The organism is Arthrobacter sp. DualSoilB13, from assembly GCF_055389195.1.
Window position 1 is genome coordinate 2580107 of sequence record NZ_AP035865.1, and the last position, 25535, is coordinate 2605641.

23 protein-coding genes are annotated in these 25535 nt (G+C 63.3%); 11 read left to right on the forward strand and 12 right to left on the reverse strand.

Features of this window, described 5'->3' with window-relative positions; translation table 11 throughout:
- Nucleotides 1-26 precede the first annotated feature (26 nt).
- The 3 genes from ACZ5J0_RS11835 (at nucleotide 27) to ACZ5J0_RS11845 (ending at nucleotide 2088) form a co-directional block, all read left to right on the forward strand.
- Entirely contained in the window at nucleotides 27-599 is a 573-nt protein-coding gene (locus ACZ5J0_RS11835; RefSeq protein WP_464093191.1) for a DM13 domain-containing protein, read from the forward strand.
- Nucleotides 600-699: 100 nt separating this feature from the next.
- The gene (locus tag ACZ5J0_RS11840; protein ID WP_464093192.1) at nucleotides 700-1578 is read left to right on the forward strand and encodes a fumarylacetoacetate hydrolase family protein; all 879 of its coding nucleotides are present in this window, start codon (nucleotides 700-702) and stop codon (nucleotides 1576-1578) included.
- Nucleotides 1579-1596: 18 nt separating this feature from the next.
- Nucleotides 1597-2088 (forward strand): GtrA family protein, encoded by a 492-nt coding sequence (locus ACZ5J0_RS11845; protein ID WP_142938709.1) that lies wholly within the window; start codon nucleotides 1597-1599, stop codon nucleotides 2086-2088.
- A gap of 15 nt (nucleotides 2089-2103) precedes the next feature.
- Here ACZ5J0_RS11845 and ACZ5J0_RS11850 read toward each other — a convergent pair whose 3' ends face one another.
- From ACZ5J0_RS11850 to ACZ5J0_RS11875, 6 genes are all read right to left on the reverse strand, one after another.
- Nucleotides 2104-3273 carry a cysteine desulfurase family protein gene (locus ACZ5J0_RS11850; RefSeq protein ID WP_464093193.1) on the reverse strand — a complete coding sequence of 390 codons (1170 nt, stop codon included), beginning with the start codon at nucleotides 3271-3273 and terminating at the stop codon, nucleotides 2104-2106.
- Nucleotides 3274-3280: 7 nt separating this feature from the next.
- On the reverse strand, nucleotides 3281-4153 hold the full coding sequence (nadC, locus tag ACZ5J0_RS11855) for a carboxylating nicotinate-nucleotide diphosphorylase (RefSeq protein ID WP_464093194.1): 873 nt from the start codon (nucleotides 4151-4153) through the stop codon (nucleotides 3281-3283).
- Nucleotides 4146-6026, reverse strand: a complete 1881-nt coding sequence (locus ACZ5J0_RS11860; RefSeq protein ID WP_464093195.1) for an L-aspartate oxidase — start codon at nucleotides 6024-6026, stop codon at nucleotides 4146-4148. Before ACZ5J0_RS11860 ends, nadC begins: the two co-directional genes overlap by 8 nt.
- Before the next feature lie 72 nt (nucleotides 6027-6098).
- Nucleotides 6099-7406 (reverse strand): quinolinate synthase NadA, encoded by a 1308-nt coding sequence (nadA, locus tag ACZ5J0_RS11865; protein ID WP_250819758.1) that lies wholly within the window; start codon nucleotides 7404-7406, stop codon nucleotides 6099-6101.
- Nucleotides 7403-8122 (reverse strand): NUDIX hydrolase, encoded by a 720-nt coding sequence (locus ACZ5J0_RS11870; RefSeq protein WP_142938700.1) that lies wholly within the window; start codon nucleotides 8120-8122, stop codon nucleotides 7403-7405. Before ACZ5J0_RS11870 ends, nadA begins: the two co-directional genes overlap by 4 nt.
- 110 nt (nucleotides 8123-8232) lie before the next feature.
- On the reverse strand, nucleotides 8233-8706 hold the full coding sequence (locus tag ACZ5J0_RS11875; protein ID WP_014922130.1) for an Lrp/AsnC family transcriptional regulator: 474 nt from the start codon (nucleotides 8704-8706) through the stop codon (nucleotides 8233-8235).
- Between the two features lie 174 nt (nucleotides 8707-8880).
- Between ACZ5J0_RS11875 and ACZ5J0_RS11880 the strand changes: the two genes are divergently transcribed.
- The 5 genes from ACZ5J0_RS11880 (at nucleotide 8881) to ACZ5J0_RS11900 (ending at nucleotide 13677) form a co-directional block, all read left to right on the forward strand.
- On the forward strand, nucleotides 8881-10266 hold the full coding sequence (locus ACZ5J0_RS11880) for an amino acid permease (RefSeq protein WP_223940489.1): 1386 nt from the start codon (nucleotides 8881-8883) through the stop codon (nucleotides 10264-10266).
- A 138-nt stretch (nucleotides 10267-10404) separates the two neighbouring features.
- The gene (locus ACZ5J0_RS11885) at nucleotides 10405-11457 is read left to right on the forward strand and encodes a thiamine pyrophosphate-dependent enzyme (protein WP_464093196.1); all 1053 of its coding nucleotides are present in this window, start codon (nucleotides 10405-10407) and stop codon (nucleotides 11455-11457) included.
- Nucleotides 11450-12523, forward strand: coding sequence for an alpha-ketoacid dehydrogenase subunit beta (locus tag ACZ5J0_RS11890; RefSeq protein WP_464093197.1), 1074 nt, complete (start codon nucleotides 11450-11452; stop codon nucleotides 12521-12523). The genes ACZ5J0_RS11885 and ACZ5J0_RS11890 overlap by 8 nt, the downstream gene beginning before the upstream one ends.
- Complete coding sequence (locus ACZ5J0_RS11895) at nucleotides 12516-12845, forward strand: biotin/lipoyl-containing protein (RefSeq protein ID WP_464093198.1); 330 nt, start codon at nucleotides 12516-12518, stop codon at nucleotides 12843-12845. The genes ACZ5J0_RS11890 and ACZ5J0_RS11895 overlap by 8 nt, the downstream gene beginning before the upstream one ends.
- 4 nt (nucleotides 12846-12849) lie before the next feature.
- Complete coding sequence (locus ACZ5J0_RS11900; RefSeq protein WP_250819753.1) at nucleotides 12850-13677, forward strand: alpha/beta fold hydrolase; 828 nt, start codon at nucleotides 12850-12852, stop codon at nucleotides 13675-13677.
- A 3-nt stretch (nucleotides 13678-13680) separates the two neighbouring features.
- Here the strand turns inward: ACZ5J0_RS11900 and ACZ5J0_RS11905 are convergent, their stop codons facing one another.
- Nucleotides 13681-14094: a MarR family transcriptional regulator gene (locus tag ACZ5J0_RS11905; protein WP_142938695.1), complete on the reverse strand. Its 414-nt coding sequence runs from the start codon at nucleotides 14092-14094 to the stop codon at nucleotides 13681-13683.
- An 86-nt stretch (nucleotides 14095-14180) separates the two neighbouring features.
- Between ACZ5J0_RS11905 and ACZ5J0_RS11910 the strand changes: the two genes are divergently transcribed.
- A complete protein-coding gene (locus tag ACZ5J0_RS11910) occupies nucleotides 14181-14849 on the forward strand; it encodes a phosphoribosyltransferase (RefSeq protein WP_464094727.1) in 669 nt (222 codons plus the stop codon).
- A 72-nt stretch (nucleotides 14850-14921) separates the two neighbouring features.
- Here the strand turns inward: ACZ5J0_RS11910 and ACZ5J0_RS11915 are convergent, their stop codons facing one another.
- A complete protein-coding gene (locus ACZ5J0_RS11915; RefSeq protein ID WP_142938693.1) occupies nucleotides 14922-16256 on the reverse strand; it encodes an MFS transporter in 1335 nt (444 codons plus the stop codon).
- A 129-nt stretch (nucleotides 16257-16385) separates the two neighbouring features.
- On the opposite strand from ACZ5J0_RS11915, the gene ACZ5J0_RS11920 reads away from it, so the two are divergent.
- Entirely contained in the window at nucleotides 16386-17132 is a 747-nt protein-coding gene (locus ACZ5J0_RS11920; RefSeq protein WP_142938706.1) for an IclR family transcriptional regulator, read from the forward strand.
- Between the two features lie 7 nt (nucleotides 17133-17139).
- On the opposite strand, the gene ACZ5J0_RS11925 is transcribed toward ACZ5J0_RS11920, so the two are convergent.
- A complete protein-coding gene (locus ACZ5J0_RS11925; protein ID WP_464093199.1) occupies nucleotides 17140-18615 on the reverse strand; it encodes an APC family permease in 1476 nt (491 codons plus the stop codon).
- A 235-nt stretch (nucleotides 18616-18850) separates the two neighbouring features.
- On the opposite strand from ACZ5J0_RS11925, the gene ACZ5J0_RS11930 reads away from it, so the two are divergent.
- Nucleotides 18851-19825, forward strand: coding sequence for an AraC-like ligand-binding domain-containing protein (locus ACZ5J0_RS11930; protein ID WP_142938691.1), 975 nt, complete (start codon nucleotides 18851-18853; stop codon nucleotides 19823-19825).
- Between the two features lie 3 nt (nucleotides 19826-19828).
- On the opposite strand, the gene ACZ5J0_RS11935 is transcribed toward ACZ5J0_RS11930, so the two are convergent.
- The 3 genes from ACZ5J0_RS11935 to ACZ5J0_RS11945 form a co-directional block, all read right to left on the reverse strand.
- Complete coding sequence (locus ACZ5J0_RS11935; protein ID WP_250819751.1) at nucleotides 19829-21208, reverse strand: MFS transporter; 1380 nt, start codon at nucleotides 21206-21208, stop codon at nucleotides 19829-19831.
- 86 nt (nucleotides 21209-21294) lie between these two features.
- Nucleotides 21295-24345, reverse strand: coding sequence for an AAA family ATPase (locus tag ACZ5J0_RS11940; protein WP_464093200.1), 3051 nt, complete (start codon nucleotides 24343-24345; stop codon nucleotides 21295-21297).
- Complete coding sequence (locus tag ACZ5J0_RS11945) at nucleotides 24342-25532, reverse strand: exonuclease SbcCD subunit D (RefSeq protein WP_464093201.1); 1191 nt, start codon at nucleotides 25530-25532, stop codon at nucleotides 24342-24344. The genes ACZ5J0_RS11940 and ACZ5J0_RS11945 overlap by 4 nt, the downstream gene beginning before the upstream one ends.
- Between the last annotated feature and the right edge of the window lie 3 nt (nucleotides 25533-25535).

Below are 25535 nucleotides of genomic sequence, written 5' to 3' on the forward strand. Positions count from 1 at the left end.
CCTGCCGCGAAGCCTAACTTTGAAGCATGAACAGACTGCAGCGCATGATCCGGGCCAACAGGATCCTTGCGGTTGTGGCAGGGGTGGTGGTCCTTTCCGTAGTGGTTGTGGGGGCCGCCCTGTTCCAGCCGTGGCGCATCTTCACCAGCAGCAGCGTCTACGAAGCCCTGCCTGCCGCGCCCGCTCCCGCGAGCGCACAGGCTCCCGCTTCCGCGAGCGCACAGGCTCCCGCAATTCCCTTACCCGCAACTCCCGAGGCACCGGTGGTTCTTGGCTCGGGCACTTTCCAATCCCAAGAGCATGAGACCACAGGCACTGCCCGGTTGGTGAGACTTGCCGATGGCAGCCATCTGCTGCGGCTCGAGGACCTGGCCAGCAGCGACGGCCCGGACGTCAAAGTCTGGTTGAGCAGCCTGCCGGCCGGCGGCGACTGGTTCAAATACCGGTCCGGCCGATACGTGGATCTCGGTGCGGTCAAAGCCACGCACGGCAATCACAACTACCTACTTCCGCCAGGAACGGACATCACGGGGCTGACATCCGTGGTGCTGTGGTGTGACCGCTTCAGCGTGGCATTCGGATCCGCGCCCCTCACCTGATGAGTTGTGAGGCCCGCTCTGCGCGCTAAGGGAGTGGCAAAGCATGCAGAGCGGGCCCCACAACACAACCCACCGGCCAGGAAGGACGTAGGATGTCATCATGACTTCGCCTTTTTCCCGTCGCATCGCCCGAGTCCGGCCCGTCCCGATCGCAACTGCCACCGATCAAACTTTGGCCCGCCAGTCTCCTGACGAGCAGTTCTTTGTGGCCAACGACGCCCGGGATTTCGACTCGGTGGAAGGCACACAGTGGACTGTGGTGGAGTCCCCCTTCCCGACGTCGAGGGCCAATGCCAGCAGCCCGGCCAGAAACGGGTGGGAACCCGGGGCGGTGGTCAGCCAGGATGCGTTCACTTTTTTGGCCCCCTCGGTACCTGTAAACGTCTTCGGCATGGCGCACAACACCGGTCAGCCTGGCCGGGACCTGCCGCCACAGGCCTTCCACAAAGCAGCATCAAGCGTGATCGGACCGGGCGAAGCAATTCAGTTGGGCTCCACCGTTGGTTACGTGGACCCGGAGGCTGAACTGACGGTTGTCGTCGGCCGTGCCGCCCGAGGCCTGACCTTGGAAACAGCGAGGTCGGCAATTCTCGGATACACCATCGGTAACGACGTCTCCGCCCGCGACCTCCAGAAGTCCGACGAACTCTGGATCAGCGCCAAAAGCCAGGACACCTTCACTCCCGCAGGTCCGTGGATAGTCACCAGCCTGGATGACTCAAACCTGGAGATCGGGATTGTGCATAACGGCAAGAAGCTGCAGACTGCGAGTTCAGCGGACCTGGGCTGGAAAGTGGACGAAATCATGGTCTATCTGAGCTCATTCATGACGCTCCACCCCGGCGACCTTGTGCTCACAGGGTTCCCCGCGGAGTGCGCACGAATCCAACCGGGAGACACCGTGGTGTGCCGCGTGGAAGGAATCGGCGAGCTTCACAACCCCGTCACCGGTGCTTCATGGGAGCAGCAGCCTGCATAGTGTGTCAGGCTTAACCCCATGGAGATAGCTGCGGAGGCCACTGAGCTACGCCCGTCTCCCTCTCAAAAGCCCCCGCGTCAACGCAAACGGCACCGCGGCGTCCTGAAGTACCCAGTTGTGCGGCAATTAATCCGCTTCACCGGAGTCGGAGTGGTGTGCACGGCGAGTTCGCTCGCCATTTACGCTGTGCTGCGTCCGTGGATCGATCCCCAGCTGGCCAACGCCGTTGCCCTTGTTCTGACGTCGTTGATGAACACGGCCCTGAATCGACGGTTGACGTTCAAAATCACCGGCCGCAGGAAACGTGCGCAAGACCACCTCAGTGGGGTTATTGTGATTGGCATCGCGCTGATCATCACCGGCGGGAGCCTGGGTGTTTTGCATCTTCTTCGGCCCGAAGCCACGGTCACCGAAGAGTTGTGGACCACCACGTTGTCCGGTTTCGTGGCCACGGCGGTCCGGTTTACCCTGCTGCGGCATTGGATTTTCAGGCGCGCGCGGCACGTGTGATCACCCAGGTAGTAATTACTGCTTTTCTTGCGGGACAGCCAGGTTCCGGACGCGTCCGACGGCGGTTTCCACGGCAACGGCTGCCTGTTCCAGTTCGGCGTCGGTGACAGTTGAGGTGAAGCTAAAACGCACCGCCGTCTGGGCCGTTTCAGGGGCGATACCCAGGGCCAGGAGCACCGGCGAGGGTGCGTCGGATCCCGCCGCGCAGGCCGATCCACTGGAACACACCACGCCGAGCCGCTCCAGCTCAAGCAGCACAGACTCGCCGCTGGTTCCGGGGAAGCAGAAAGAAGCTACGGAGGGCAGGCGTTGGATGGGGTGTCCGGTGAGCAGGGCGTGAGGTACGGTGGCGAGGATCCGCTGGATGAACTGATCCCTGAGATCCGAAACGCGCGCTGCTTGATGGGGCTGCTCAGCGTGGGAGAGCTTGAGCGCCGTGGACAACGCAACAGCCCCTGCCACGTTCTCTGTGCCCGAGCGCTTTGCCTTCTCCTGGCCGCCACCGTGCACCAGGGGCTCCACCCGAAGCCGCCCCTTGGTGAACAGGACACCGGATCCCTTGGGCGCACCAAGTTTATGTCCGGAAATACTCAACGCGTCCACACCGAGCGCTTTCACGTCCACCGGCAACCACCCAGCGGCTTGCACTGCGTCCGTGTGGAACGGCACTCCGTGTTCCCGGGCCACTGCGGCCAAGGCTGCAATGGGCTGGACGGTTCCGACCTCATTGTTCGCGTACATGACACTCACCAGAGCGGTGTGGGGGCCTATGACCGACCTTAAGCCATCAATGAAGACCAGACCTTTCCCGTCCACGGGGAGCACATCCACGGTGAATCCATGCACCCGTTCCAGGTAACGGGCTGATTCTTCCACTGCGGGATGTTCGATGGCACTGATCACCACACGGTTCAGCGACGGATCAGCCGCCTGCCGCGCCAACGCTATGCCTTTGACGGCAAGGTTGTCCGCTTCCGTGCCGCCGGAAGTGAAAGTCACCTCGCCGGCACGGCAGTTCAGGACCTTCGCGACGCCGGAACGGGCTTCGGCAAGCGCACCCGCTGCCGTTTCGCCCAGGCTGTGGTGGCTGGAGGGGTTGCCGAACTCGCCGCTCAGGTAAGGCCACATGGCTTCAAGGGCCTCACGGCGAACCGGAGTGGTGGCTGCGGCGTCAAGGAAGATCATGGGATGGTCAGGCTGTCTCTAGAACGACGTCCAGCCCCAGGTCGAGGGCGCTCACGCTGTGGGTCAGGCCACCAATGGAAATAACGTCCACGCCGGCGGAAGCGATCTCGGTGACGGTATTGATGTTCACGTTGCCGCTGGCTTCCACGATGGCCCGTCCGTCCACCTGTTTGACCCCGGCACGGAGCTGTTCGATGGAGAAGTTGTCCAGCATGATGGTGTCCACACCGGCAGCCAGCACGGGTTCAATCTGCTCGGCCCGGTCCACTTCCACCTCGAAGTGGGTGGTGTGGCCAAGCTGGGCTTTGGCTGCAATCAGCAGTTCGGTCAGTTTGCTGGAGTCGCCTCCAGTCATGACGGCCAGGTGGTTGTCCTTGGCCAGCACGGCGTCGGAGAGGCTGTAGCGGTGGTTGGCTCCCCCACCACAGCGCACCGCATAGCGCTCCAGCACACGAAGTCCGGGGGTGGTCTTGCGGGTGTCCGTGATCCGGGCGCGCGTCCCTTCCACAAGCCGCACGAATTCCGCCGTTTTGGTGGCTATGGCGCTCATCCGCTGCACCAGGTTCAGGCCCACCCTTTCGGCGAGGAGCACCGAGCGGGCGCTGCCGCTGACCCGCGCAAGGTGTGTTCCGGCGTCGAACGCTTCACCGTCGGCGAGGAGCAATTCCACGTCCGTGTCCGGGTCCACGAGCTTCATGGCATCACGGAAAACGGGACCGCCGCTGAAGACCCCGGGGACTCGCGCATTCAACACTGCAGTTGCCCGGGCGTCGGCGGGGATCAGTAGTTGCGAGGTGATGTCGCCGCTGGGCGCGTCCTCCGCGAACGCCCGTTCCAGGATGTCCCGGACGGGGGCAGCGGGGAGGGTCAGTTTAGTCATGGACGAGGCTCACTTTCCGGCTCATGGTGTAACGCTTGTCAATATCTTCGACGACTCCGGGGTCCTCCCAGCTGTCGCTGCGGTAATGAGCCCCCAAGGACTCACGCCGTTCCCGGGCGGCATGCACCAGCAACTGCGCCGCCAACAAGAGGTTGGAATCCTCATGCTCCCGAACATCCAAAGACTCAGGAACATTCAGTGGAAGCACATCCTCTGCCCAGGCAGCCAACGCCACACCGGCCTCACGAATCAGAGCACCATCACGCAAGACCCCGGCCTTGGCAGTCATCAACCGCCGCAGAGCCCCCCGCGAAAACACCCCCGCCCGCGCAAAAGAAACCTCCCGAGCCCCCGGCCCCGGCAGAGACTCAAACTCCCAGGAAACAGGAGCAGGCACCGGCTCAAGTTCCAATTCCGAACCCAGTAGCGGGGCCGGAGGCCCCGACCGCGCCGTTGTCGCGTGAGCGGCCGAACCGGCCGCCGAGCTTGCGAGGCGATTGCCGGTACGAGGCGCGAGCGCAGGCGCCAAGGGGCCTCCGGCGCCGCCGCCCGCGGCCGAGTTAGCACGCAGAGGGACTGCGTCTGGCGACCCGCCGGACAAGCCAAGGAAGCCCTCAACAGCCCGCCGCCCGAACACGAGGCCCTCGAGCAGGGAATTGCTGGCCAGCCGGTTGGCACCTTGCACCCCGGTACACGCCACTTCGCCGGCGGCCAGTAGCCCGGGAACAGAGGTGCGGCCGTAAAGGTCGGTGACCACGCCGCCCATCCAGTAGTGGGCCGCGGGTGCTACAGGAACAAGCTCGGTGGTCCAGTCAACGCCGGTTTGGCGGGTGCGTTTGCTGAGGGTGGGGAAACGTTTGGCCAGGAAGCCTTTTCCTCGGCTTTCCTCAATCACGGTGGCGTCCAGGAACACGTGGCCGTTGGGGTCGCCGAGTTTTGTGAGGTGAAGGGCGATGCTGCGGGAGACGACGTCCCTGGGTGCGAGTTCGGCATCAGGGTGGTAGTCGGGCATGAAGCGGTGACCGGTGGCATCTACCAGGATGGCGCCCTCGCCCCGTACCGCTTCGGAGATGAGCAGGGGGTCGTTGTTGCCTTCTGCTTCCCGTGCCTCAGTCGGGAGAACCATGCACGTTGGGTGGAATTGAAAGAACTCAAGGTCTGCCACAGCCGCCCCAACACGCCACGCCAGGGCCAGGCCATCCGCTGTTGCCACTGAGGGATTGGTGGTTTGGGCGAACAGCTGGCCGGCTCCCCCGGTGGCGAGCAGCACAGAGTCGCCGTGGACGCCGAGGTGGCGGCCATCGTGGAGGAAGTTCGCTCCCACTACACGGCCGCCGCCCGGTCCCCCCAAGGAGAGCGATGTCACGTGGGCGTGCCCTATGACCTGGATCTTTCCTGCGGCTTGGAAGTCCAGCACGGTTTTGATCAGCGCGGCCGCCACTCCGGCTCCTGTAGCGTCGCCACCGGCGTGGAGGATGCGGGGAGCTGAGTGGGCGGCTTCTAGACCCAGCGCGGGATCACCGTCGTCGTCAAGGTCGAAGTGGACGCCGAAACGTGCCAGTCCTGCGATGTCCAACCGTGCCTCGGTGCACAGCACCCGTACTGCTTCTTCATTGCAGTGGCCGGCCCCGGCTTTAAGTGTGTCCGCGATATGGGCTGCCACAGTATCGCCGGGGGCCGGCTCGTCCAGCACAGCGGAAATCCCGCCTTGGGCGTAGTAGGTGTTGCTGTCTGCGAGCGCACCCTTGGTCAGCAGCACCACTTCCGCGCCGGCATCGGCAGCAAGAAGGGCTGAGTACAGTCCTGCGATGCCGCTTCCGACGACGACCAGCCTTTGGGGGGCGGCCCCGTCGGTAAGGCTCTCTGTAGTCATATGAGGCTCGATTCGGCTAGACGGGTGTTGATGTGCCCGGACGGTGATGCCGGCTTTGTGGTGCCGTCGGTTTTAGGCAGGTTTGGCTGCCAGCATGCGTTCGAGCGCAATTTTGGCGTTGTCCTGCACGGAGTCGTCAACGGTGATGCGGTTGACGATGCGTCCTTCCACGAGTTCCTCCAGGACCCAGGCGAGGTATCCGGGGTGGATGCGGTACATGGTGGAGCAGGGGCAAATGACGGGATCGAGGCAGAAAATGGTGTGCTGCGGATATTCGGCGGCGAGCCTGTTCACCATGTTGATCTCGGTGCCGATCGCGAACGTGGTGGGTTCGGTGGCGGCGGCGATGGCCTTCTTGATGAAGTCGGTGGATCCTGCGGAGTCTGCGGCGTCCACTACTTCCATGGGGCATTCGGGGTGGACAATCACGTTGACGCCCGGGAAGTCCTGCCGGGCTTTCTCGATCTGGCCCACGTTGAAGCGCTTGTGGACTGAGCAGAAGCCGTGCCAGAGGATGACCCGGGAGTCCTGTAGTACCTGTTCGTCATTGCCGCCAAGTTCCTTGCGCGGGTTCCACATGGGCATCTGCTCAAGCGGGACGCCCAGTGCCTTGGCGGTGTTGCGGCCCAGGTGTTGATCGGGGAAGAACAGAACGCGCTGACCGCGTTCGAACGCCCATTCCAGAACCACTTTGGCGTTGGACGAGGTGCAGACGATCCCACCGTTGCGGCCACAGAACGCCTTGAGTGCTGCAGAGGAGTTCATGTAGGTGACAGGGATGACGGGTACCCGGCCGGAGCCATCCGGGTCCGTGCCGAAGATTTCTTCAAGCTGCTCCCAGCATTCCTCCACGGAGTCTTCATCTGCCATGTCAGCCATGGAGCATCCCGCGGCAAGGTTTGGCAGGATGACGGCCTGTTCGGGCGTGGAGAGGATGTCCGCTGTCTCGGCCATGAAGTGCACACCGCAGAAGATGATCGCTTCGGCGTCGGGCTTGGTCAGGGCAGCGTTGGCGAGCTGGAAGGAATCGCCCACGAAGTCCGCGTACTGGATGACTTCGTCACGCTGGTAGAAGTGGCCCAGGATGACGGCCCGGTCCCCGAGTGTCGCTTTGGCGGCCCGGATGCGGGCGTCAAGTTCGGCGTCGGTGGCTTTTTTGTACTCATCGGGCAGCTGGCCCTGGCGCGGTGTGGCTTTGGGAGCGACATCCTCGCTGGAAGCACCCGGGCCATAAGCAGGTTCGCCGGCAAGTGCTTCGGCGAGGTCGTACTCCCATGGGCCCCTGGCCAAGGCCGGGCTGCACGTGGCCCCTGCGCGGGAGAGGCCTTTCTCGGCTTCTTCGCGAGTGATCAGCTGGACGGCAGTGTTAACGCTGCTCATGGTGTACTCCTGTTATCTGGCCCGAGGCCGGGCGTGCCTGTGAAGCGGTAGAGGCGTGGCGGGCGGTGTTTTCCGCCTTGAAGGTATTCACCGGTTTCTTCGATTTCCGGTGTTGCCTTGACGTGCCTGCGAAAGTTAGCGGGATCGAGCTGGCGGTCCAGCACGGCCTCGTAGACTTCGCGGACCTGGGCGAGGGTGAAAAACTCTCCCAGCAGGTGGTAGGCGATGGTCCCGTAGGCCATCTTGTTGCGCAGCCGCCACAGGGCGTAGTCCACGATTGCGTTGTGGTCGAAGGCCAGTTCGGCGAGCTTGTCTGCCCGGAACCAGCGCACATTCTCGGACTCGTCAGCGAGGGCAGCTTCAGTGGGTTGCACCAGTGCCCAGTACACGATGGAGACCACTCTTTGGGTGGGCGATCTATGGAGGCCGCCGAAAGCGTAGAGCTGCTCAAGGTAGTGAGGCGCCAGGCCGGTGGTTTCGCGGAGGTTCCGTGAAGCCGCATCCTGGAGGGATTCGTCGTGGGCCAACGGTCCACCCGGGAGCGCCCACATGTCTTTGTAAGGCTCACGGATACGCCGTACCAACGGCAACCACAGGGTTGGGCGCCCGGATGTCTCGCTGGGGCGGAGGGCGAAAATCACCGTTGAAATAGCCAGCGACGGCGGTGCAAGCCGCCGCTCGGCAACGTTGGCTGAGTTGGTGTTCACGGCGTTCACCTCGCTTCATCGCCGTCCGAAACGCTCCCCGGTCAGTGAAGCGCTAGTTAAAGTCATGTTGACTAGAACTAATGGTACGGCTCGATCGACGCGGAGCAAAATGCTTTACGTCACACTGGCTTGGCGGCAGCTTCCATCAGCGGGAGCGTGCGGCCCTGGATGTGGCTGTTCAGGACGATGACCGACGAACACCGGACCACGGACTTGGTGGCGATCATGGCATCAAGGACGCGTTGCATATCAGGGTTGGACCGCGCGGCGATCCGCACCATCAGGTCCGAATTTCCAGTGACAGTATGAACCTCGATAATTTCCGGGATGGCACTGAGGCTTTCGATGATGGCATCGTGGCCGATTTCCTGGGTGATGGTCACCGAGCAGAACGCCACCACCGGAAAGCCGAAGTTGGCGGGATCAGGCTGGGGAACCCAGGAACCGATGACCCCGTTTTCAATCATTCTGTCTATCCGGGACTGCACCGTCGCCCTGGCAACCCTGAGCACGCGGGAAGCTTCCAGCACTGAAGATCGCGGTGAATCAGTGAAGAAACGTACAATTTTTGCATCAAGCGCATCCACCAGCATCAAAGTTCCTGTCCCCGGGGTAACATACCCATCACATCGCTACAGCAAAAAGTGATGTATCTTACAAACTGCGAGAATTATTCCACGGCTCTTGCTGCGTCGTCGACGCCCGCGTGCCAAACCCATGAGGCTAGCACGCCAAACCAGCATGTAACCCATAGAAGGTAGACACGTATGACAACGAAGTCCATCGCGGCTCCTGCGCCAACATCCGGCCTCGGCCATTCGCTCAAGCCGCGCCAGCTCACCATGATGGGGCTAGGCAGCGCGATCGGCGCGGGCCTCTTCCTCGGCTCGGGGGCGGGCGTTCAGGCGGCCGGTCCGGCAGTCCTTATTTCCTACCTCGTCGCCGGTACGCTGATCATCCTGGTCATGTGGGCCCTTGGCGAGATGGCGGCAGCCAACCCGAACAGCGGCGCGTTCTCCGTGTACGCGGAGAAGGCCATGGGCAAGACCGCCGGCGGAACCATCGGCTGGTTGTGGTGGTTGCAGCTGGTAGTAGTCATTGCAGCCGAAGCCATCGGAGCAGCCGGTCTGCTGTTCTCGATCTGGCCCGTCATCCCCGTATGGGTCCTGGCGTTGGTCTTCATGGTGGTCTTCACGGGCATCAACCTTGTGGGCGTCCGCAACTTTGGTGAGTTCGAGTTCTGGTTCGCCATCCTCAAGGTCGCAGCGATCGTGATCTTCCTGCTGATCGGCGCAGCCCTGCTCTTGGGTTGGCTGCCTAACGTGCCCTCCCCCGGATTCTCAGCGTTCGGCGACTTTGCCCCCAACGGCATCGGCGGCATCGCGGCCGCCTTGTTCGTCGTGATCTTCGCCTTCGGTGGAACCGAGATCGTCAGCGTCGCCGCCGCCGAAACCGAGAACCCCGCCCACAGCGTAGGCAAGGCCATCCGTACAGTTGTTTGGCGCATCCTGGTCTTCTACATCGGCTCGGTGTTCGTGATCGCAGCCGTCCTTCCGGTGGGATCGGAAGGATTGAAGTCCCCATTCGCCGGAGTTCTGGACCTTGCAGGAATCCCCGGCGCCGGAGCGGCCATCACCCTGGTAGCCGTCGTCGCCCTGCTGTCCGCCCTCAACGCCAACCTCTACGGCGCCTCCCGCATGATTTTCTCCCTCTCAGAGCGCGGCGAAGCTCCACGCTTCCTGTCCCGCCTGAGCGGTTCAAAGGTTCCCGTCGCCGCAGTCGGCATCTCAGTTGCCTTCGGCTTCATCGCCACGGTCCTTGAGTTGCTGTTTCCGGAGAAGATCCTGCCGGCACTGCTGAACCTTGTGGGATCCACATGCCTCGTGGTGTGGGGCACCGCACTGGTCTCGCAGTTCATCCTGCGCCGTAGGGCTGACCGGGACGGCACCGAGCTGCCGCTGCGCATGAAGGGATTCCCCTTCCTCACCATCGTGGGCCTTGTCCTGTTGGGCCTCATCCTGGTGGTGGGCTTCGCCAACCCGGAAAGTGCCGGGCAGCTGATCGGAACGTTCATCCTGATCATGGTCATCGCCGCCGGCTGCTTCCTCAACGCCAGGGCCAAGGCTGGCAGGCAGACCACGCCGGTCGAGTAGCCAGCTGCTCATCATCATCAGGAAGCCCTGCACAGTTTGTACTGTGCAGGGCTTCTTTGTGTGCCCAAAATGTACAAAGTGTGCCGCATGAACTGCACTGATTGCGCACAGGCGTATTGGGTGACTAGGGTCACAGCCATGACTACCAAAGCCGTGCTGGCCGCCGTCGATGATGACGCGGCCCCGCTCACCCACCATCAACTCCGTGAGCTGTACACCCTGATGGCAGCCGTCCGGCACCTGGACACCTCAGCCGTCGCCTGGCAGCGCCAAGGCATCATCCCGGGATACGCCCCGGAGCTCGGCCAGGAGGCCGCCCAGGTAGGCAGCGGCTACGCCGTTGACCGGACCCGTGACTTCGTCTTCCCCACCTACCGTGAGATGGGCGTTGCCCGGGCGATGGGCCTGGACATGGTGGGCTACATGTCCACCCACAAGGCCACGTGGCACGGTGGCATGTACAACCCGTTGGAATCCAGGTTCGCACCCATTCAGGCCGTGGTTGCGGGCTCGGTCCTGCACGCTGTCGGCTGGGCCCATGGCCAAACCCTTTCCGGCCACGCGGAGGGTGAAACGGGCGTTGCCATGACGTACTTCGGCGACGGCGCCTCCTCACAGGGCGACGTCCACGAAGCCATGAACTTCGCGGCAGTCATGAAGGCTCCCGTGGTGTTCTTCATCCAGAACAACGGCTGGGCCATCTCCGTCCCCACGGAACGCCAGGTAGCCGGCGGATCGGTCGCGGCTCGCGCTGCCGGGTACGGAATCCCGTCCCTGCAGGTGGACGGAAATGACGTGGTAGCTGTTTTCGAAGCCACTCGTTCCGCCTTCGCGCACTGCCGCGCCGGCAACGGACCCGTGGTGATCGAAGCCATGACCTACCGCCGCGGTCCGCACTCCACCGCCGACGATCCCGGCCGCTACCGCACGCTGGACGAGGAACGCACCGACGCCGGCGAGGATCCGCTGGAGCGCTTCAGGCAGCGGCTGCTCGACGAAGGGGTTGCAGACGAGGCCTTCTTCGCCGAAGCGCAGCGGAAGGCCGAAGAAGAAGAGGAAGCCATCCGTACCGGCATCGAGGACCTGGGCCCCCGCCCCGGCGCCGAAATGTTCGGCCTGGTCTTCCAGGAACCAACGCCCGCCCTTCAATCCCAGGCCACCTCGTGGCGCGAGGAGTCCGAACATGTCTGAGACCATGACTGCCTTGCCAGGCATTGAAGCTGCCGCCGCTGGCGTTCAGCAACTGTCCATGCAGCAAGCACTCAACCGTGCCCTGGACGAGATCCTGGCCGAGAACCCCAAGACGGTCATCTTTGGCGAGGACTGCGGCCGGCTGGGCGGCGTCTTCCGTATCACCGACGGCCTCCAGGCGAAGCACGGCGAGGACCGCGTCTTCGACACCCCGCTTGCCGAATCCGGCATCCTCGGAATGTCCGTGGGCCTGGCCATGGCAGGCTTCCACCCCATCCCCGAAGTCCAGTTCGACGGCTTCGCGTATCCGGCCATCAACCAGATCGTCTGCCAGATCGCACGGATGAACTACCGCAGCCGCGGGACCCTGCCCATGCCCATCACCCTGCGCGTGCCCAGCTTTGGCGGTATCCGTGCACCCGAGCACCACGGAGAGTCCTTGGAGGCGCTCTTCGCCCACGTTCCGGGGCTCAAAGTGGTATCACCGTCCACCCCGAACGATGCCTACCACCTGCTCAAGTACGCGGCGACCCGGCCGGACCCGGTCATTTTCATGGAACCGAAGTCCCGCTATTGGCAGAAGGGACCGGTGGACCTCACCTCGGTGGAAGCGGCCACTGCAGCGCACGACGGCGGAGCGGACAACGGCAGCAACCTCACCGGCGCCCGCGTGGCGAGGGAAGGCAGGCACCTGACCCTCGTGGCGTGGGGCGCCATGGTGGCCCGTTGCCTGCAGGTTGCCGAACTGGCGGCCGAAGACGGCATCGACGTCGAAGTCCTGGACCTTCGCTGGCTGAAACCGATTGACGCCGAAGCGTTGGCGACCTCCGTCGGGAAGACGCGCCGCGCCGTCGTCGTCCATGAAGCGCCGCTGACCTCAGGCCTGGGCGCCGAAGTGGCCCAACTCATCACGCAGAGCTGTTTCGCGACGCTCAAAGCGCCGGTGGAACGCGTGACGGGCTTCGACGTGCCCTATCCCTCCGGAGACCTGGAAGACGAATACATCCCCAACATCGACCGCATCCTCTTTGGGATCCAACGCGTACTGGAGTACCGCCGTGGCTGAAATTTCCTTCCCCCTTCCGGACCTCGGCGAGGGCTTGATTGATGCAACAGTGCTGGACTGGCTCGTGGAGCCCGGTCAGCAGGTGGAACGCAACCAGGCGATCGTGGAGTTGGAAACCACCAAGTCGGCCCTCGAATTGCCCAGCCCGCAGGCGGGTAAAGTGGTGCGTATTCACGGAGCGCCCGGTGACACGATCAACGTTGGCGAGCCGCTGATCGTGTTCGAGGTTCCGGATGACACTGCCGGGATCGTGGGCACTGTTCCGAAGGACGAAGCACCCAAGCGCCGGGTCCGCCTGAGCGCCGTACTGGATGAGGACTGACGTGATGACCGGAAGGCACACCATGGAACAGCACGGGCACACAGTGGAGGGCACCGACCCCGGACTGTTCGTGGAAGTCCATGAGCCGGCTACCGACGCCGGGCTGCGCCCCGTCCTGCTGATCCATGGCTTCTCTTCCTCCACGAAACTGAACTGGGTGGACAGCGGTTGGATCACCACGCTTCAGGACGCAGGGCGCCGGGTCATCACCGTAGACCTGCCCGGTCACGGCCGGAGCCACTCCCCTGAGGACCTGGATTCGTACACGCCCAGCCGCATCCGCGCCGACCTTCTCCAAATAGTGACCGACGCCGGCGCCCGGCCCCTGCGCGAAGGCGATCCTTCCACGGGACTGGACGTCATTGGCTACTCGCTCGGTTCCAGGCTGGCGTGGGAGTTCGGGGCCACCCAGCCGGACCTCGTTCACCGCATCGTCCTGGGCGGTCCGAGCTCGGCGGATCCGTTGGCAGCTTTCGACCTCGTGGCCGCGCAGCGGCATCTGGCCGACGGTACACCCATCGAGGACGGGTCCACGGCAGGCCTGCTGAAGATGGCCCAAATGCTTCCAAGCAACAACCTGTTTGCCATGTTGTCGCTCATCGAAGCCATCAAGGGCGAACCTTTCGATCCTGCAGAGGCCGCCCCTCACATGCCACTGCTGCTCGTGGCAGGAGAGAAAGACGAACGGGCAGCCACCATGCCGGAGCTGGCCTCCATTGCCGGCAAGCGTGGCGGCATGGTGGAGACCCTGGTGATCCCGGGACGCACCCACACCAATGTCATTACTAGCCGGGCTTTCAAGGAAGCTGCGGTCGAGTTCCTCGGCGTGTAGGTCTCAGCGGGCCAGTCGCTCCGCGTTCAGGCTCATGCGCTCCAACACGCTCAGGGCCATCGCGTACTCGTCAATGCCTATGCCCATGGACAGGTCCTGACGCGCATCTTCCACCAAGCGCTGGGCCTCGTGGTATTTCTCGCGGCCCCGGTCGCTCAGCGCCAGCCTGTCGTCGATCATGATGATCATTCCCCGCCCCACCAAGGCCGCAAGTTCGCGTTCGCGCAGCCGGGAATCGCCGCCCCACAGCGGCTGCAGGATGTCCTCCAATCGATCCGGCCGCATGGCACCCTCCGATAGCGTGCCCAAGGTGTGCCATTGGCGCCGGGTGAGTTTGATCCTGGCCAGGGTGGCGTCCAGCTGTATTTCCAGTGCGGCGTCGAGCCTCTTGATCCAATATCCGATGGGCTTGTTCACAAGGCCATGCTTTCAGTGGGCGCGCAACCGGGCAAGGTGTGGACTGTAGGCTTGGGAGTGCAACGAATTACGTGGAAGTGGAGCAGATGGGCATGCGTTTCAAGGACCGTGCGGAAGCCGGTCGACGCCTGGCTGAAGCACTCCCCCAACTGAGGGAACGGCCAGACACCATCGTCCTGGGCCTGGCCCGTGGTGGAGTCCCGGTAGCCGCAGCCGCGGCCGCAGAACTGTACCTGCCGTTTGGCGCCGTGCTGGTCCGAAAATTGGGGATCCCCGGCCGTGACGAGACCGCTTTCGGGGCGCTGGCGTGGTCGCAGGGCGACGTCCTGCGAATGGTCAACAGGCCCCTGAAGGAGCTCATTCTCGCGCACGGAATCTCCCAGTCCGCTTTGGATGCCGTGGAAACCCATGAACGATCCGAACTCATCCGCCGTGCGCGCAAATACCCCGGCATCGAGCACGATCTTCGCAGAAAAACAGTGGTGTTGGCCGACGACGGACTGGCCACCGGCGCCACCATGCGGGCAGCCGTGGAGGCCGTCCGGGCCGGCGGGGCCGGCACCGTCATCGCTGCAGTGCCGGTCGCCTCCCTGGAGGCCTCAACCTCCTTGGCCCGGGTCTGCGACGTTGTGATCGCGTTGCACACGCCCGGCAAGTTCCATGCAGTTGGCGCATTTTATGAACGCTTCGAGCAATTGTCCGACGCCGACGTCGTAGGCCAGTTGGAAGGTGCCGGTGCCAGCGGCCGTAAGTAGCCGCCGTCGTGATCTGAACGCAAAGACGGGCGCGGTCACTGTGGACCACACCCGTCTTTTGTTTGCCATTTGTTAGTGGTGGACGCTGTACCCCAGCGGACGGCCACGGGTTTCCTTGGCCAAAATCACGCCAATTGCGGAGATCACGCAGAGAACCATGATGTAGATGCCCACCGATCCGGACCACTTGGTGGTATCCAGGAGAGCTTGGGCAATGAGCGGAGCGAAAGCGCCGCCCAGGATTGCACCGAGCGCGTAGCCGATGGAAATTCCCGAGTACCGGACCTGGGCCGGGAACATCTCCGCATACATGGCGGACATTGGACCGTAGGACAGACCCAGTCCGATAGTGAGGACGAACAGTGCAGTTCCGTAAAGCACGATGTCCTTGGAATCGATCAGCACAAACATGGGAATCATCCATGCGAAGACCAGGCCATAACCGATCAGGAACGTCTTGACGCGACCAATCTTGTCCGACAACCAACCGCCCACCATGGTGAAGATGAGCCACCCGAAGGACGCAATGGTGGTGGCCAGCAAGACCTGAGGCGTAGGCATCTTCAAGGTACGTGTGGCGTAGGAGATGAAGAAGGCGATCAGCAGGTAGCCGGCAGCGTTGTTGGCGATGAAGATCAAGGCAGCAAGAACAACTTCTTTCTTGTTCTTACGGAACAGTTCACCCAGGGGCGCCTTGCTTTCAGCCTTGCGCTGGGCGATCTCCTTGAAGACGGGGCTCTCACCAACGGCGCGACGGATCAGGTATCCCACCACGATGAGGACCACGGACAGCAGGAACGGCACACGCCATCCCCAAGAGGCAAAGTCTTCCTTGGACATCCCCGACTGCAGCAGGAACAACAGCCCCGTGGCCAGGATCATGCCGATCGGAACACCGATCTGCGGGTAGGCGCCGAAAAGCCCGCGCTTCTTCAGAGGTGCATGCTCCACGGCCATCAGTGCAGCGCCGCCCCATTCCCCACCGGCCGAGAATCCCTGGACAACGCGCAGGGTGATCAGCAGGACGGGGGCCCAAAGGCCAATAGTGGCGTAGGTGGGCAGTAGGCCGATCAGCGCAGTGGCAGCACCCATCATCACCAGCGTCATGACAAGCACAGCCTTGCGGCCCATCCTGTCGCCGAGGTGTCCGGCCACAAAGGCCCCGAGGGGACGGAACAGGAAGCTGATGCCGATCGTGGCGAAAGACAGGAGCTGGGCTACTCCCGGGTTGGACTTCTCCAAGGGAGAAAGGAACAACGGCGCCAACAGGGTGGCGGTGAGCTGGGCGAAAATGAAGAAGTCGTACCACTCAATGGTGGTGCCCACCAACGTCCCGGCCAGTACCCTGCGCTCCTCGCGCTTGCTGCTGGGTCCTGACGGAGAGTCGACAGTGGAAGTTGCGGTCATTGGAACTCCATGGGGTGAGAGTGACTGGTCGGCGCTTGACTTGCATTAACCGACAGAACGGTCAGTTAGGAAAGAATACTACAACCTGTGAGCCAAAGCACAGACCCCTGCGGTGTGGGCCACCATAGAATGGTTCGCATGAACCCCCGCAGCGACGTCAAGGGCCCAACGGAAGCACCAACGCAAGCTCCGCCGTCGCAAACCCTCTCACGCGGAATCCGCGCGCTGGAGATTCTGGCGGCCGCCGAAAGGCCCCTCAGCATCGCCGAACTCACCGAGGCCCTTGGCGTACACCGTTCCGTGGCCTACCGGATCCTGCGGACGCTGGAAGACCACTCGCTGCTGGTGCGCGACGACTCCGGGCGCGTTCAACCCGGCCCGGGCCTGTCCGTCCTGGCCCGCGGTGTTTCAAGAAGCCTGCAAACTGCGGCGCTGCCCGAGCTCACCCAACTTGCCAACACGCTGCATATGACCGCCTTCGTCGCAGTGTGGGACCACCAGGAGTGCGTCAACCTTGTCACCGTTGAACCGCGGCACTCCGGCGCCGCCCTGGCCCAGCACCCGGGCAACCGCCACCCCATCGCCACCGGCGCCCCCGGGATCGCCATCCAATCAACCATGACCGAAGAGCGCTGGCAGCAGGTAGGCGCTCCGAACCCCTACCGCGCCGAAGCCCACGAAGCCCGCCGCCTGGGGTACGCCACCAGCCACGACGAAGTCATTGCAGGATTGTCCTCCATTGCCGCCCCCATCAGGGTCCCGGGCGGGCGGCCGGCAGCGATCGCCGTCGTCTATATCCGCTTGGATCAGGACCCCGACGAAGTCGGCAAAGCGCTCGCGGACAGCGCTGCCCGAATCGAAAGCCAACTGGCCTGACGCTGCGTTAGCCCTCCGAGCCATGGCCGATCCGGGCGTACACGTCAGGCTGAGAGCGCCGGAGCCGCAATCCCCACATGACGCCAACCAGCCCAGGCAGCAGCACCAGCATCGGGAGGACGAACGTCGCCGCCGTTGACTCGGTCTGCCCCAGCAAGACGTTGAAGTTGGCCATGATGAGCACAAAGACGATAGCCAGAAGCACGAACCCCAGGCCGGGAGCGATCACCCTGACCCACAGGCCCGCCCCGTGCTGCTGCCGGCGGAAGAACCCGATCACCGCCACCGACACTACGGTCATGAGCAGCACGAGCCCCATGGCTCCGCTGTTGGTGAGCCATGTGAACATGGTCAGCACGGGGTACAGCTCGCCCAGTTCGGAACCCGCACCGGCAATGGCAAAGGCGACGGTTACGACGACGGCAATCACCGTCTGCGCCAGCGAACCGGCGAACGGCGCCCCGCTTTCGGTCCGCACCTTCGCCAGCGCAGACGGCAGGACACGCTCGCGACCCAGGGAGAAAAAATAGCGGGCCACCGCGTTGTGGAAGCTAACGAGTGCGGCGAAGAGGCTGGTGACAAAGAGGACCTGGGCGATGTCGCTGAGCAACACGCCACCGTGGTCGCCCAGGAAGGCGAAGATCATGTCCGGGCCATTGGTGGTGGCAGTCTCAATCACGGCGGACGGTCCCGTTCCCACAGTCATGGCCCAGGCAGAGACTGCATAGAAGACAGCGATGATGCCAACCGCAGCAAACGTTGCCCTTGCGACCGTGCGTTGCGGGTCCTTGGACTCTTCACCATAAATAGCGGCGGATTCGAATCCCATGAAAGCGGCGATGCCGAAGGAGAGTACCGCTCCGATACCGGGAACGAACAGGCTTTCGGGGCTTAGAGTTGCAGCGCTGATACCTTCTGGAGCCACCGCGAGGCTGATGACGTCGTACACAATGACCACCAGGAACTCCAGTGCCACCAGGACGCCAAGGACTTTAGCGGACAGGTCCACCCTGTTCACCCCCAGCCATCCGACGATCGCGATGCACACCAGCACGGGGAGCCACCACGGCATGCTGATACCAAGGCGGGCGGACAGCAGTGACGAGACCGTAAAGCCGAACAGCCCGTAGATGCCCACTTGCATCAGGTTGTATGCCATGAGGGCGATCAGTGACGCGCCCACCCCGGCTGGCCTTGAGATGCCCTGCGCAATGTATGCGTAAAACGCTCCTGCGTTGGTGACGTGCCGGCTCATGGCGGCGTATCCCACGGCGAAAAGCGCCAGAATTGCACCAAGGATCAAGAATGACAACGGCACGCCGGTGACCCCGGTGACCGCGAAAGTGGTGGTCACGCCGCCCGCCAGCACGGTCAGCGGCGCCGAGGCCGCGATAATCATGAAGGTTACTGCCGGTACGCCGAGCCGACCCTTGGTGCTTACGGCTCCGGGGGCGCTGCCCTTGACGGGGTTGTCCACGCTCATAGTGTGCTCCTGCCTCGGTGCCGCTGGAGATTGCGCGGCACGGTGTGTGTCATTCCGCAATCTTCCACCGCAGCGGCGTCGCGTGACTTGTCTCACACGGCAGGGAGTTTGTCGCTGCACGCAAGCACGAGCCCATGCGGGCGCCGGTGTAGAATCGTGGGCAAGCTCACGCCCGCAAACCCGGCATTCCCTGCCCCAGTGGCACCGGCGCCGCGGGCCACTGAAAAGGAGTTTGATGACCGTCGCGGCTGATATGGGCCCCGCAACCGTGGAAACCATTGTGGCGGAGTCGTTCCAGGAGTGGAGCAAAGCAATCTCCAGCTCTTTCGTGCCCCTGCTGGCTACGGGCCCCAACAGCTCATCCTTCCCGGGCACTGACTTCCACGGCATGATGAGGGCACGAGTGCTGGGGCAGATCTCCGTGGTGGAGATTACAGCCGGGCCTCACACTGTGCTTCGCACGCCGGAGCTGATTGCCAAGTCCACGGGGCGCTTTTTCAAACTCAGCATCCAGCTCGGTGGATCGGGCCGCCTGGTTCAGGACGAGCGCGAGGCCGTGCTCCGCCCCGGGGACCTCTCCATCTACGACACCTCGCGTCCGTATCAATTAACCTTCGACGACGACTTCCGCACGTTGGTGCTCATGTTCCCGCACGTTTTGTTGGACTTGCCCGCCGAAGCCATGGGACATGTGACAGCCTTGCGAATTCCGGGCGATGAGGGCCTGGGCGAGCTCATCAGCCCCTTCCTGGTGAAACTGGCCGACAACCTTGAGGCCCTCTCCGGGGCCAATGGACTCCGGTTGGTCCACAACGCCTTGGACCTGGTCACTACACTTTTCAACGGTGAGCTCGATCAACTGATCGAGACGGGCAGGGATCCGCATCTGCTGCTGCTTGGCCGCATTCACGACTACATCGAGGCCAACCTCGGTGATCCCGGACTCTCCCCCGGAAGCATTGCCGCGGCCCACTACATCTCAACGCGGCATCTGCACGACCTCTTCCAGGAAATCGGGACCACGGTAGCCTCCTCCATCAGGCAACGGCGACTGGAACGGTGCCGGCGGGACCTTAGAGATCCTGTGCTGGCCGATCGACCTGTAACAGCCATCGCGGCGCGGTGGGGGTTCACCGATGCAGCCCATTTCAGCCGTATCTTCCGCGCAGCTTTCGGGAACTCCCCCACCGGCTACCGCAGTGCCGCATAGCGGTTACCCCTGAGGTTGGCGCATCATCACCAAGGATGTGAGGACACCCAGCAGCAACAGCCCTGCTGCAGCCGCCATCGAGACGACAAAGGCTGCGCCCGGCCCCTGCGTTTGCGCCAATTGCCCGGCCAGGTAGGAGCCCAACGCTGTTCCTGCCACGATTCCGCTGGCGAGCGCCGTCATCACAGTGGCCATGCGACCGGCTGGAGCCACCACGCCGCCGATGCTGAAGACGGTGACCATCACTGGCCCCACGGGGATTCCTAGTATCAGCAGGACAAAGATCATGGGCCAAATACCAGCAGGGAGAAGCAACAGGAGCGACAAAACGGACATCGCCAGCGCTGCGGCGACCCAACGGGAAGCCAGACTGAACCGTTGCGGCCAGAAAGCTACAGACAGCGCCGCCACAGCTGAACTAAGCCCCATCACTGCATACAGCAGTCCGGCGATCTCGGCCGTAGCGTACTGCGCCGAGAAGGCACTCAGCGCGTTCTGGGTAGCTCCAAAGAACGTACCCATGCACACCATGGCCACCACGGGAACGGCCACCACGGCTCCGGCCCAACGATGACGCCGCTGCGCAGGGACTTGGGCGGAGTGCTCGCCAATAGAGGCTTGTCCATTGGAAGGCGCGACGCCGGTACGCGGCTTGCGGGGTGCGGGCACCACCGCGTGTTGGCTTGGATGGACGGCGAAGGCCGGAACCAGGGTGATGGTCATGACAGCGGCCAAAGCGAGCGGCAACCAGGGTGCCACCAAGCTGGCAAGAACACCCACCAAGGCGGGGCCCAGGACAAAAGTGACCTCGTCAGCGGTGCCTTCGTAGGACAGAGCGGTATCAAGGTCGGCCCGGTTGGCTGCTACGCTTCTGGCCCCGTTTGCTGCAGCCGGGGACAAATTACGGGTGGTCAGCGCCATCCACCGAACACGGGCCATGGGCCCCACCTGGGGACAACTGGCGCCAGCGAGAAAGGCCACAATGAGGACACCAGCCGCCTCGCCCACGGAACCGTAACCGGTAGTGAGGTACGCAGCAGCAAGGAGCCCCACTACAGCAAGGGTGTTGACCACTGCCGCCACAAGCAGCACGATCCGTTGCCCGGCCCTGTCGGCCAGGGAGCCCAGGACGGGAGCCCCCACCGCCGAGCCGATACCGACGGCTCCGGCTGCCATGCCGCCGATGGCGTAGGAGTGGCTGACGGCTGTGACCAAGGTCAGGGTGCCCACGGTCAGCATGGCCAAGGGTAGCCTGGCGAAGAGCCCCAAGGGCAGGAAACCAGGTCCCGCCAGTTCAGGCAGCCGAGCGAAACGGCCCGGCAGGCGGGAGGGGCGGGAGGGAGCCTGGGGTGCAGGCTGTGACGTTACAGAAGTTTTTTCCATCAATCCGGGTTCGCTAAAGGATGCGCATCGTCCCTCCTCCCGATGCGCGCGACCCGGTGTAACGGGTTAAGTCTATCGGATACGTCTCAGACCGGTACAGCGTCGGCAATCCGCACGCTGGAACCATGCCTGCCCTTGATCACCTGCAGCTGGTTGGTGATCCGTTGCTTCATCTCCGCGACGTGACTGACAAGGCCAACAACCCTGCCGCCGTCGCGCAGTCCCTCAAGGGCGTCCATCACTTGCTCCAGGGATTGCTCATCCAGGCTGCCGAAGCCCTCGTCCACAAACAGCGTCTCAATATCGACTCCGCCGGCCTCCTGCTGCACTACATCGGCGAGGCCCAGCGCCAGGGATAATGACGCCATGAAGGATTCACCGCCCGACAACGTGGAAGTGTCCCGCCGCTGACCGGTCCATTCATCCACGACTTCCAGCCCAAGGCCCGACTTTGCGCCTCTGGCGGCCTTGGCGTCCGTATGCTGCAAGGTGTATCTGCCATCACTCATGGCCACGAGCCGCTCGGAGGCTGCAATGGCTACCTGTTCCAGCCTTGCCGCCAGGACATAAGTGTTCAGACTCATGCGGTAGTTGTTATCACCCGAGCCCCTTACGGTGTCGGCCAATTCTGCGAGCATATGTGCCCGGCGCCGAGGTTCCCTTCCCGATTGGGCCAGGGTCCGGTACTCCTTCCCCAGGCGGGCAACAGCGTCCGCTGACTTGCCGGCAAGGCCGGCTGCCAATTCCTTGGCCCGTGCGTCATCGGCGGCCTTTGAAGCAAGAAGCTTCGCCTCGGCAAGCTCGGCTTCGGCCAAGGGGAGTTCGCCGATGCTGGCTTCCTTGGCCGCAAGGATCAGGTCCTCACCGGCAAACAGCTCATCCAAGCGGGACGATTCGGCCTCGAAATCGGCCAGATCCTTTTCCAGGCCCACCACATCTGCGGGCGGGAGGATCTCCCGGCGGGCTTCGTCAGCCGAAGCAAATCCGGATTCCACCAAGGCTTTGTCAAGGGAAGCGGCTGCGGCTTCGCAGGCTTGTTGTGCCTGTTCCAGTTCCCGCTCTGCATCCACGGCCGCCTGCAGAAGCCCGCGCTCATCGAAGAGTGCTTCCAGCCGCTCGCGAAGGCTGGGGAAGCCGTCCTTCAAACCGGCAAGTTCTACTTCAAGGGCAGCACACTGCTCCTGAAGCAGCTGTGCTGCCGAAGACCCCTGGGCCGCAGCGTTCGCGGAAGCGTCGTGTTCTTGTTGCACCAGGGCGATCCGCTTGCTGAGGGCCTCGTGCCGGGCGCGAAGCTTCTCCAATGTCACCGCCGCCTTGCGAGCCGTCGAGGCAGCCTCCTGGGCAGACGCCCGCTTGGATTCTGCTTCAGCAGCATCCACTGCACCTCCCTGGGCCACCAGTCCGGCGAGCACCTGCGCTGCGGAGGAGAGCTGCTCGGCGAGGAGCGCCAAGGCTTTTTCGCTGGCCTCAAACCGATCCTTGGCTTCTTCCTCTTCCTGGGCGAGGGAGAGCGCCGTTTGCACGGCTTCGGCTGGGTTGGGATGTTCCTCACTTCCGCACACGGCGCACGGCTTACCGCTTTCCAACGCCGCAGCGAGCTCCCCCGCAGCGTTGGCCAAACGCAGTTCACGGACATCAAGCCATTGCTGCCGGAGGTCCTGCGATTCGGTCCGAGCCTGAAGATGCTTCAGGGTGATCCCGTCCAACTCGTTGGTGGCCGTTGCGTGGCGGGCCACAATCCCTACCAGCTCGGCGGCACCAGCAGCCTCCCGCTCCAGTTCCGTGAGCTGGCCAGCCAACGGTTCCAGAGGCTGGATCTCTGCTTCCACGGTGGACACGTCGGAGCGCAACTGTTCCAGTAGACCGGCCGAAGCGCCGGCAGCGGCCTGCTGTTCGGCGATATCACCACGCATGGTTGCCAAACGTGCCGTGATGACTTCCAGACGTTGTTCATCGGGCAGCCGTGCCTCAACCACTGCGCAGACGGCTTTAACGGCTTCCAAAGCTACATCCGTAGTAGCGGCGTCCAGGCCAGCTGCACCAAGCTTCCCGCGCACACCGGCAGCCCGCTCTGCGGCGGCTTCGAGTTTGCGCGCCGTCGAATCGACAGCTTCGAGCTGGCCGCTGAGAACGGCGGCACGCCGGTGTCTGCCCAGCATCTCCTTGTTCTCCAGCGCTCGGGGCGCTGCCAGTTCAAGCAACACCCGCCGTTGCATCGCAGCGCCCAGCCGACCATGCCTGAGCGACCTCTCCTGAGCCTCGTGGAATTGTTCCAGCAGGCGGGTGGCCGCTGATTCTGCCTCCGCTGCCTCGTCCTGCCGACGCTGCCATTCAGAGTGAATTTCAGCCTCCATGACGGCCAGCCAAGCTTCCGGTTCCTTGCCTGGTTCCGGCGTTGGCTCTTGTCCCGGCTCCTGGTTTGGCTCCTTGTCGGCAGCCGGAGTAGCAGCTGCAGGAAGATCCAGATGGTCATGCTCAGATGCGACCCGGTCAAGTAGCTGCTGGAGTTCGGAGGCATTGTCCTGCACAGCGCGGGCGGCATCGGCGGCTTGCTGCAGGAGCTGGCGTTCCACCGCTTCGAATCGCTGCGTGCCGAACAATTTTTGGAGCAGGTCCAGTCGGTCGTTGGCCTTGGACCTCAGGAAAGCGGCAAAGTCGCCCTGTGGCAACATCACCACACGGGTAAACTGCTCCCGGTCCATTCCCAGGACGTCCGAAAGCTCAGCCCCTACCTCGTCATTCCTGGACGACTTCTCCTCCCAGCTCCCGGCTACGCGTTCCCTGAGGAGGGTCTTGGCCTGCTGGGTAGTGAATCCATTGCGGCCGCGGGCGCTTGGACGGTCCCACGCCGGGGAGCGCGTCACTTCAAAACGGCGGCCACGCGCAGAGAACTCACACACCACCCGCGGCTCAGCACCCGGCGCAGCATGATCGCTTCGGAGCCGTTTCCCTTCCTGGCGGGCACCGGGAACGGACCCGTACAGGGCGAAGCAGATGGCATCCAGAATGCTGGTCTTACCGGCGCCTGTGGCGCCGTTAAGGAGGAAAAGGCCCTGCGCACTGAGCTGGTCAAAGTCAATGTGTTGGGGTGTTGCAAACGGACCGAAAGCTTCGATGTCCAAACGATGAATCCTCATAGCTCAGCCTCCTGCAGCCGGACGGCTTCAAGTGCTTCCGTCAGGGCAGCTTCTTCTGCATCGTTTGCACCGCGTTCCCGTACATGTTCCAGGAAACCGCAGCAGACACCGAGGTCGTCTTCTGCCGCGGCGAGGCGGTTGCTGTAACTGGTGGAGGGCCGTGACTGACCACCTTGGGGATCGAAGGAGAGGACCAAGGTGTCCGGGAAACGTGTGCGCACCTTCTCCATGGCCTGCCCAGGACGTTGCGCGTCCGTCAGCGTGATCTGGCAATAGGCTGTCTCTGCCCACGCGTGCTCTTCACCGCCCAATAGCTCCTCCAGCGTTCCGCGCAAGGTGGCCAACGCTTTGGGAGCCTCCCACAGGACCTCCTCAACGGCGATCGCGCCGCTGGCGTCGAGGTCTACCAGCCAGGCACCCTTGTGGTGTTTGGCTTCCGAGAACGAATAGGCCAAGGGAGAACCGGAGTACCGGACATTGGGTGCCAGCTCCTGCCGCCCATGGAGGTGACCTAAAGCTGTGTAGGCGAAGTCTTCAAAGAGATCCAGGGGAACCGCGCCCAAGCCGCCAATGCTCAGATCCCGTTCGCTTTCCGAGGTAATGCCCCCACTGGCAAAGGTATGCGCGAGGACCACCGGATACACCGGTCCTGATGCACGACGCGCCTGAACATCACGCCGGATCCGTTCCACTCCGGCCAGGGTCACATCAAAATGGTTGGCGTTCTCAGCTCCCAACCGTTCAGCCACAAGCCGCGGTTCAAGATAGGGGATGCCGTAGACCGCCACCTGGCCGTTCCCCGCGCCGTCCTTGCCAGCCCCTTTGTCTGCCAACGGGAAAAGCACCGGTACGTTGAGTTCCTCCACCTTGGTCCTGAGGTGGACGCCTCCGCGTTCCAACAAGCGGGAAGCGAAGCCCAGCCTGATCGCGGAGTCGTGGTTACCGCTGGTCAGGACCACTGCGGCTCCTGCCTGCGTGATGCGCACCAGTGCGTCATCGAGCAGCTTGACCACATCCAATCCGGGCAAAGCACGATCATAGACGTCCCCGGCAATCAGCACGACGTCAACGGACTTGGCTTCCACCAGTGATACCAACTGGTCCACAAAGCTCCGCTGGGCATCGAGCATGCCAACGCCGTGGAAAGACCGGCCAAGGTGCCAATCGGAAGTGTGAAGTAGCCGCATACT

Excerpts from the sequence above, each read along its gene's own strand:
- ACZ5J0_RS11915 (WP_142938693.1), bottom strand. The coding sequence starts at position 16,256 with ATGACCGCAACTTCCACTGTCGACTCTCCGTCAGGACCCAGCAGCAAG.
- ACZ5J0_RS11885 (WP_464093196.1), top strand. The coding sequence starts at position 10,405 with ATGACTACCAAAGCCGTGCTGGCCGCCGTCGATGATGACGCGGCCCCG.
- ACZ5J0_RS11850 (WP_464093193.1), bottom strand. The coding sequence starts at position 3,273 with ATGATCTTCCTTGACGCCGCAGCCACCACTCCGGTTCGCCGTGAGGCC.
- ACZ5J0_RS11925 (WP_464093199.1), bottom strand. The coding sequence starts at position 18,615 with ATGAGCGTGGACAACCCCGTCAAGGGCAGCGCCCCCGGAGCCGTAAGC.
- ACZ5J0_RS11900 (WP_250819753.1), top strand. The coding sequence starts at position 12,850 with ATGACCGGAAGGCACACCATGGAACAGCACGGGCACACAGTGGAGGGC.
- ACZ5J0_RS11860 (WP_464093195.1), bottom strand. The coding sequence starts at position 6,026 with ATGACTACAGAGAGCCTTACCGACGGGGCCGCCCCCCAAAGGCTGGTC.
- ACZ5J0_RS11930 (WP_142938691.1), top strand. The coding sequence starts at position 18,851 with ATGACCGTCGCGGCTGATATGGGCCCCGCAACCGTGGAAACCATTGTG.
- ACZ5J0_RS11920 (WP_142938706.1), top strand. The coding sequence starts at position 16,386 with ATGGTTCGCATGAACCCCCGCAGCGACGTCAAGGGCCCAACGGAAGCA.
- ACZ5J0_RS11890 (WP_464093197.1), top strand. The coding sequence starts at position 11,450 with ATGTCTGAGACCATGACTGCCTTGCCAGGCATTGAAGCTGCCGCCGCT.
- ACZ5J0_RS11875 (WP_014922130.1), bottom strand. The coding sequence starts at position 8,706 with ATGCTGGTGGATGCGCTTGATGCAAAAATTGTACGTTTCTTCACTGAT.
- ACZ5J0_RS11835 (WP_464093191.1), top strand. The coding sequence starts at position 27 with ATGAACAGACTGCAGCGCATGATCCGGGCCAACAGGATCCTTGCGGTT.
- ACZ5J0_RS11840 (WP_464093192.1), top strand. The coding sequence starts at position 700 with ATGACTTCGCCTTTTTCCCGTCGCATCGCCCGAGTCCGGCCCGTCCCG.
- ACZ5J0_RS11910 (WP_464094727.1), top strand. The coding sequence starts at position 14,181 with ATGGGCATGCGTTTCAAGGACCGTGCGGAAGCCGGTCGACGCCTGGCT.
- ACZ5J0_RS11845 (WP_142938709.1), top strand. The coding sequence starts at position 1,597 with ATGGAGATAGCTGCGGAGGCCACTGAGCTACGCCCGTCTCCCTCTCAA.
- ACZ5J0_RS11880 (WP_223940489.1), top strand. The coding sequence starts at position 8,881 with ATGACAACGAAGTCCATCGCGGCTCCTGCGCCAACATCCGGCCTCGGC.
- nadC (WP_464093194.1), bottom strand. The coding sequence starts at position 4,153 with ATGACTAAACTGACCCTCCCCGCTGCCCCCGTCCGGGACATCCTGGAA.
- ACZ5J0_RS11940 (WP_464093200.1), bottom strand. The coding sequence starts at position 24,345 with ATGAGGATTCATCGTTTGGACATCGAAGCTTTCGGTCCGTTTGCAACA.
- nadA (WP_250819758.1), bottom strand. The coding sequence starts at position 7,406 with ATGAGCAGCGTTAACACTGCCGTCCAGCTGATCACTCGCGAAGAAGCC.
- ACZ5J0_RS11945 (WP_464093201.1), bottom strand. The coding sequence starts at position 25,532 with ATGCGGCTACTTCACACTTCCGATTGGCACCTTGGCCGGTCTTTCCAC.
- ACZ5J0_RS11935 (WP_250819751.1), bottom strand. The coding sequence starts at position 21,208 with ATGGAAAAAACTTCTGTAACGTCACAGCCTGCACCCCAGGCTCCCTCC.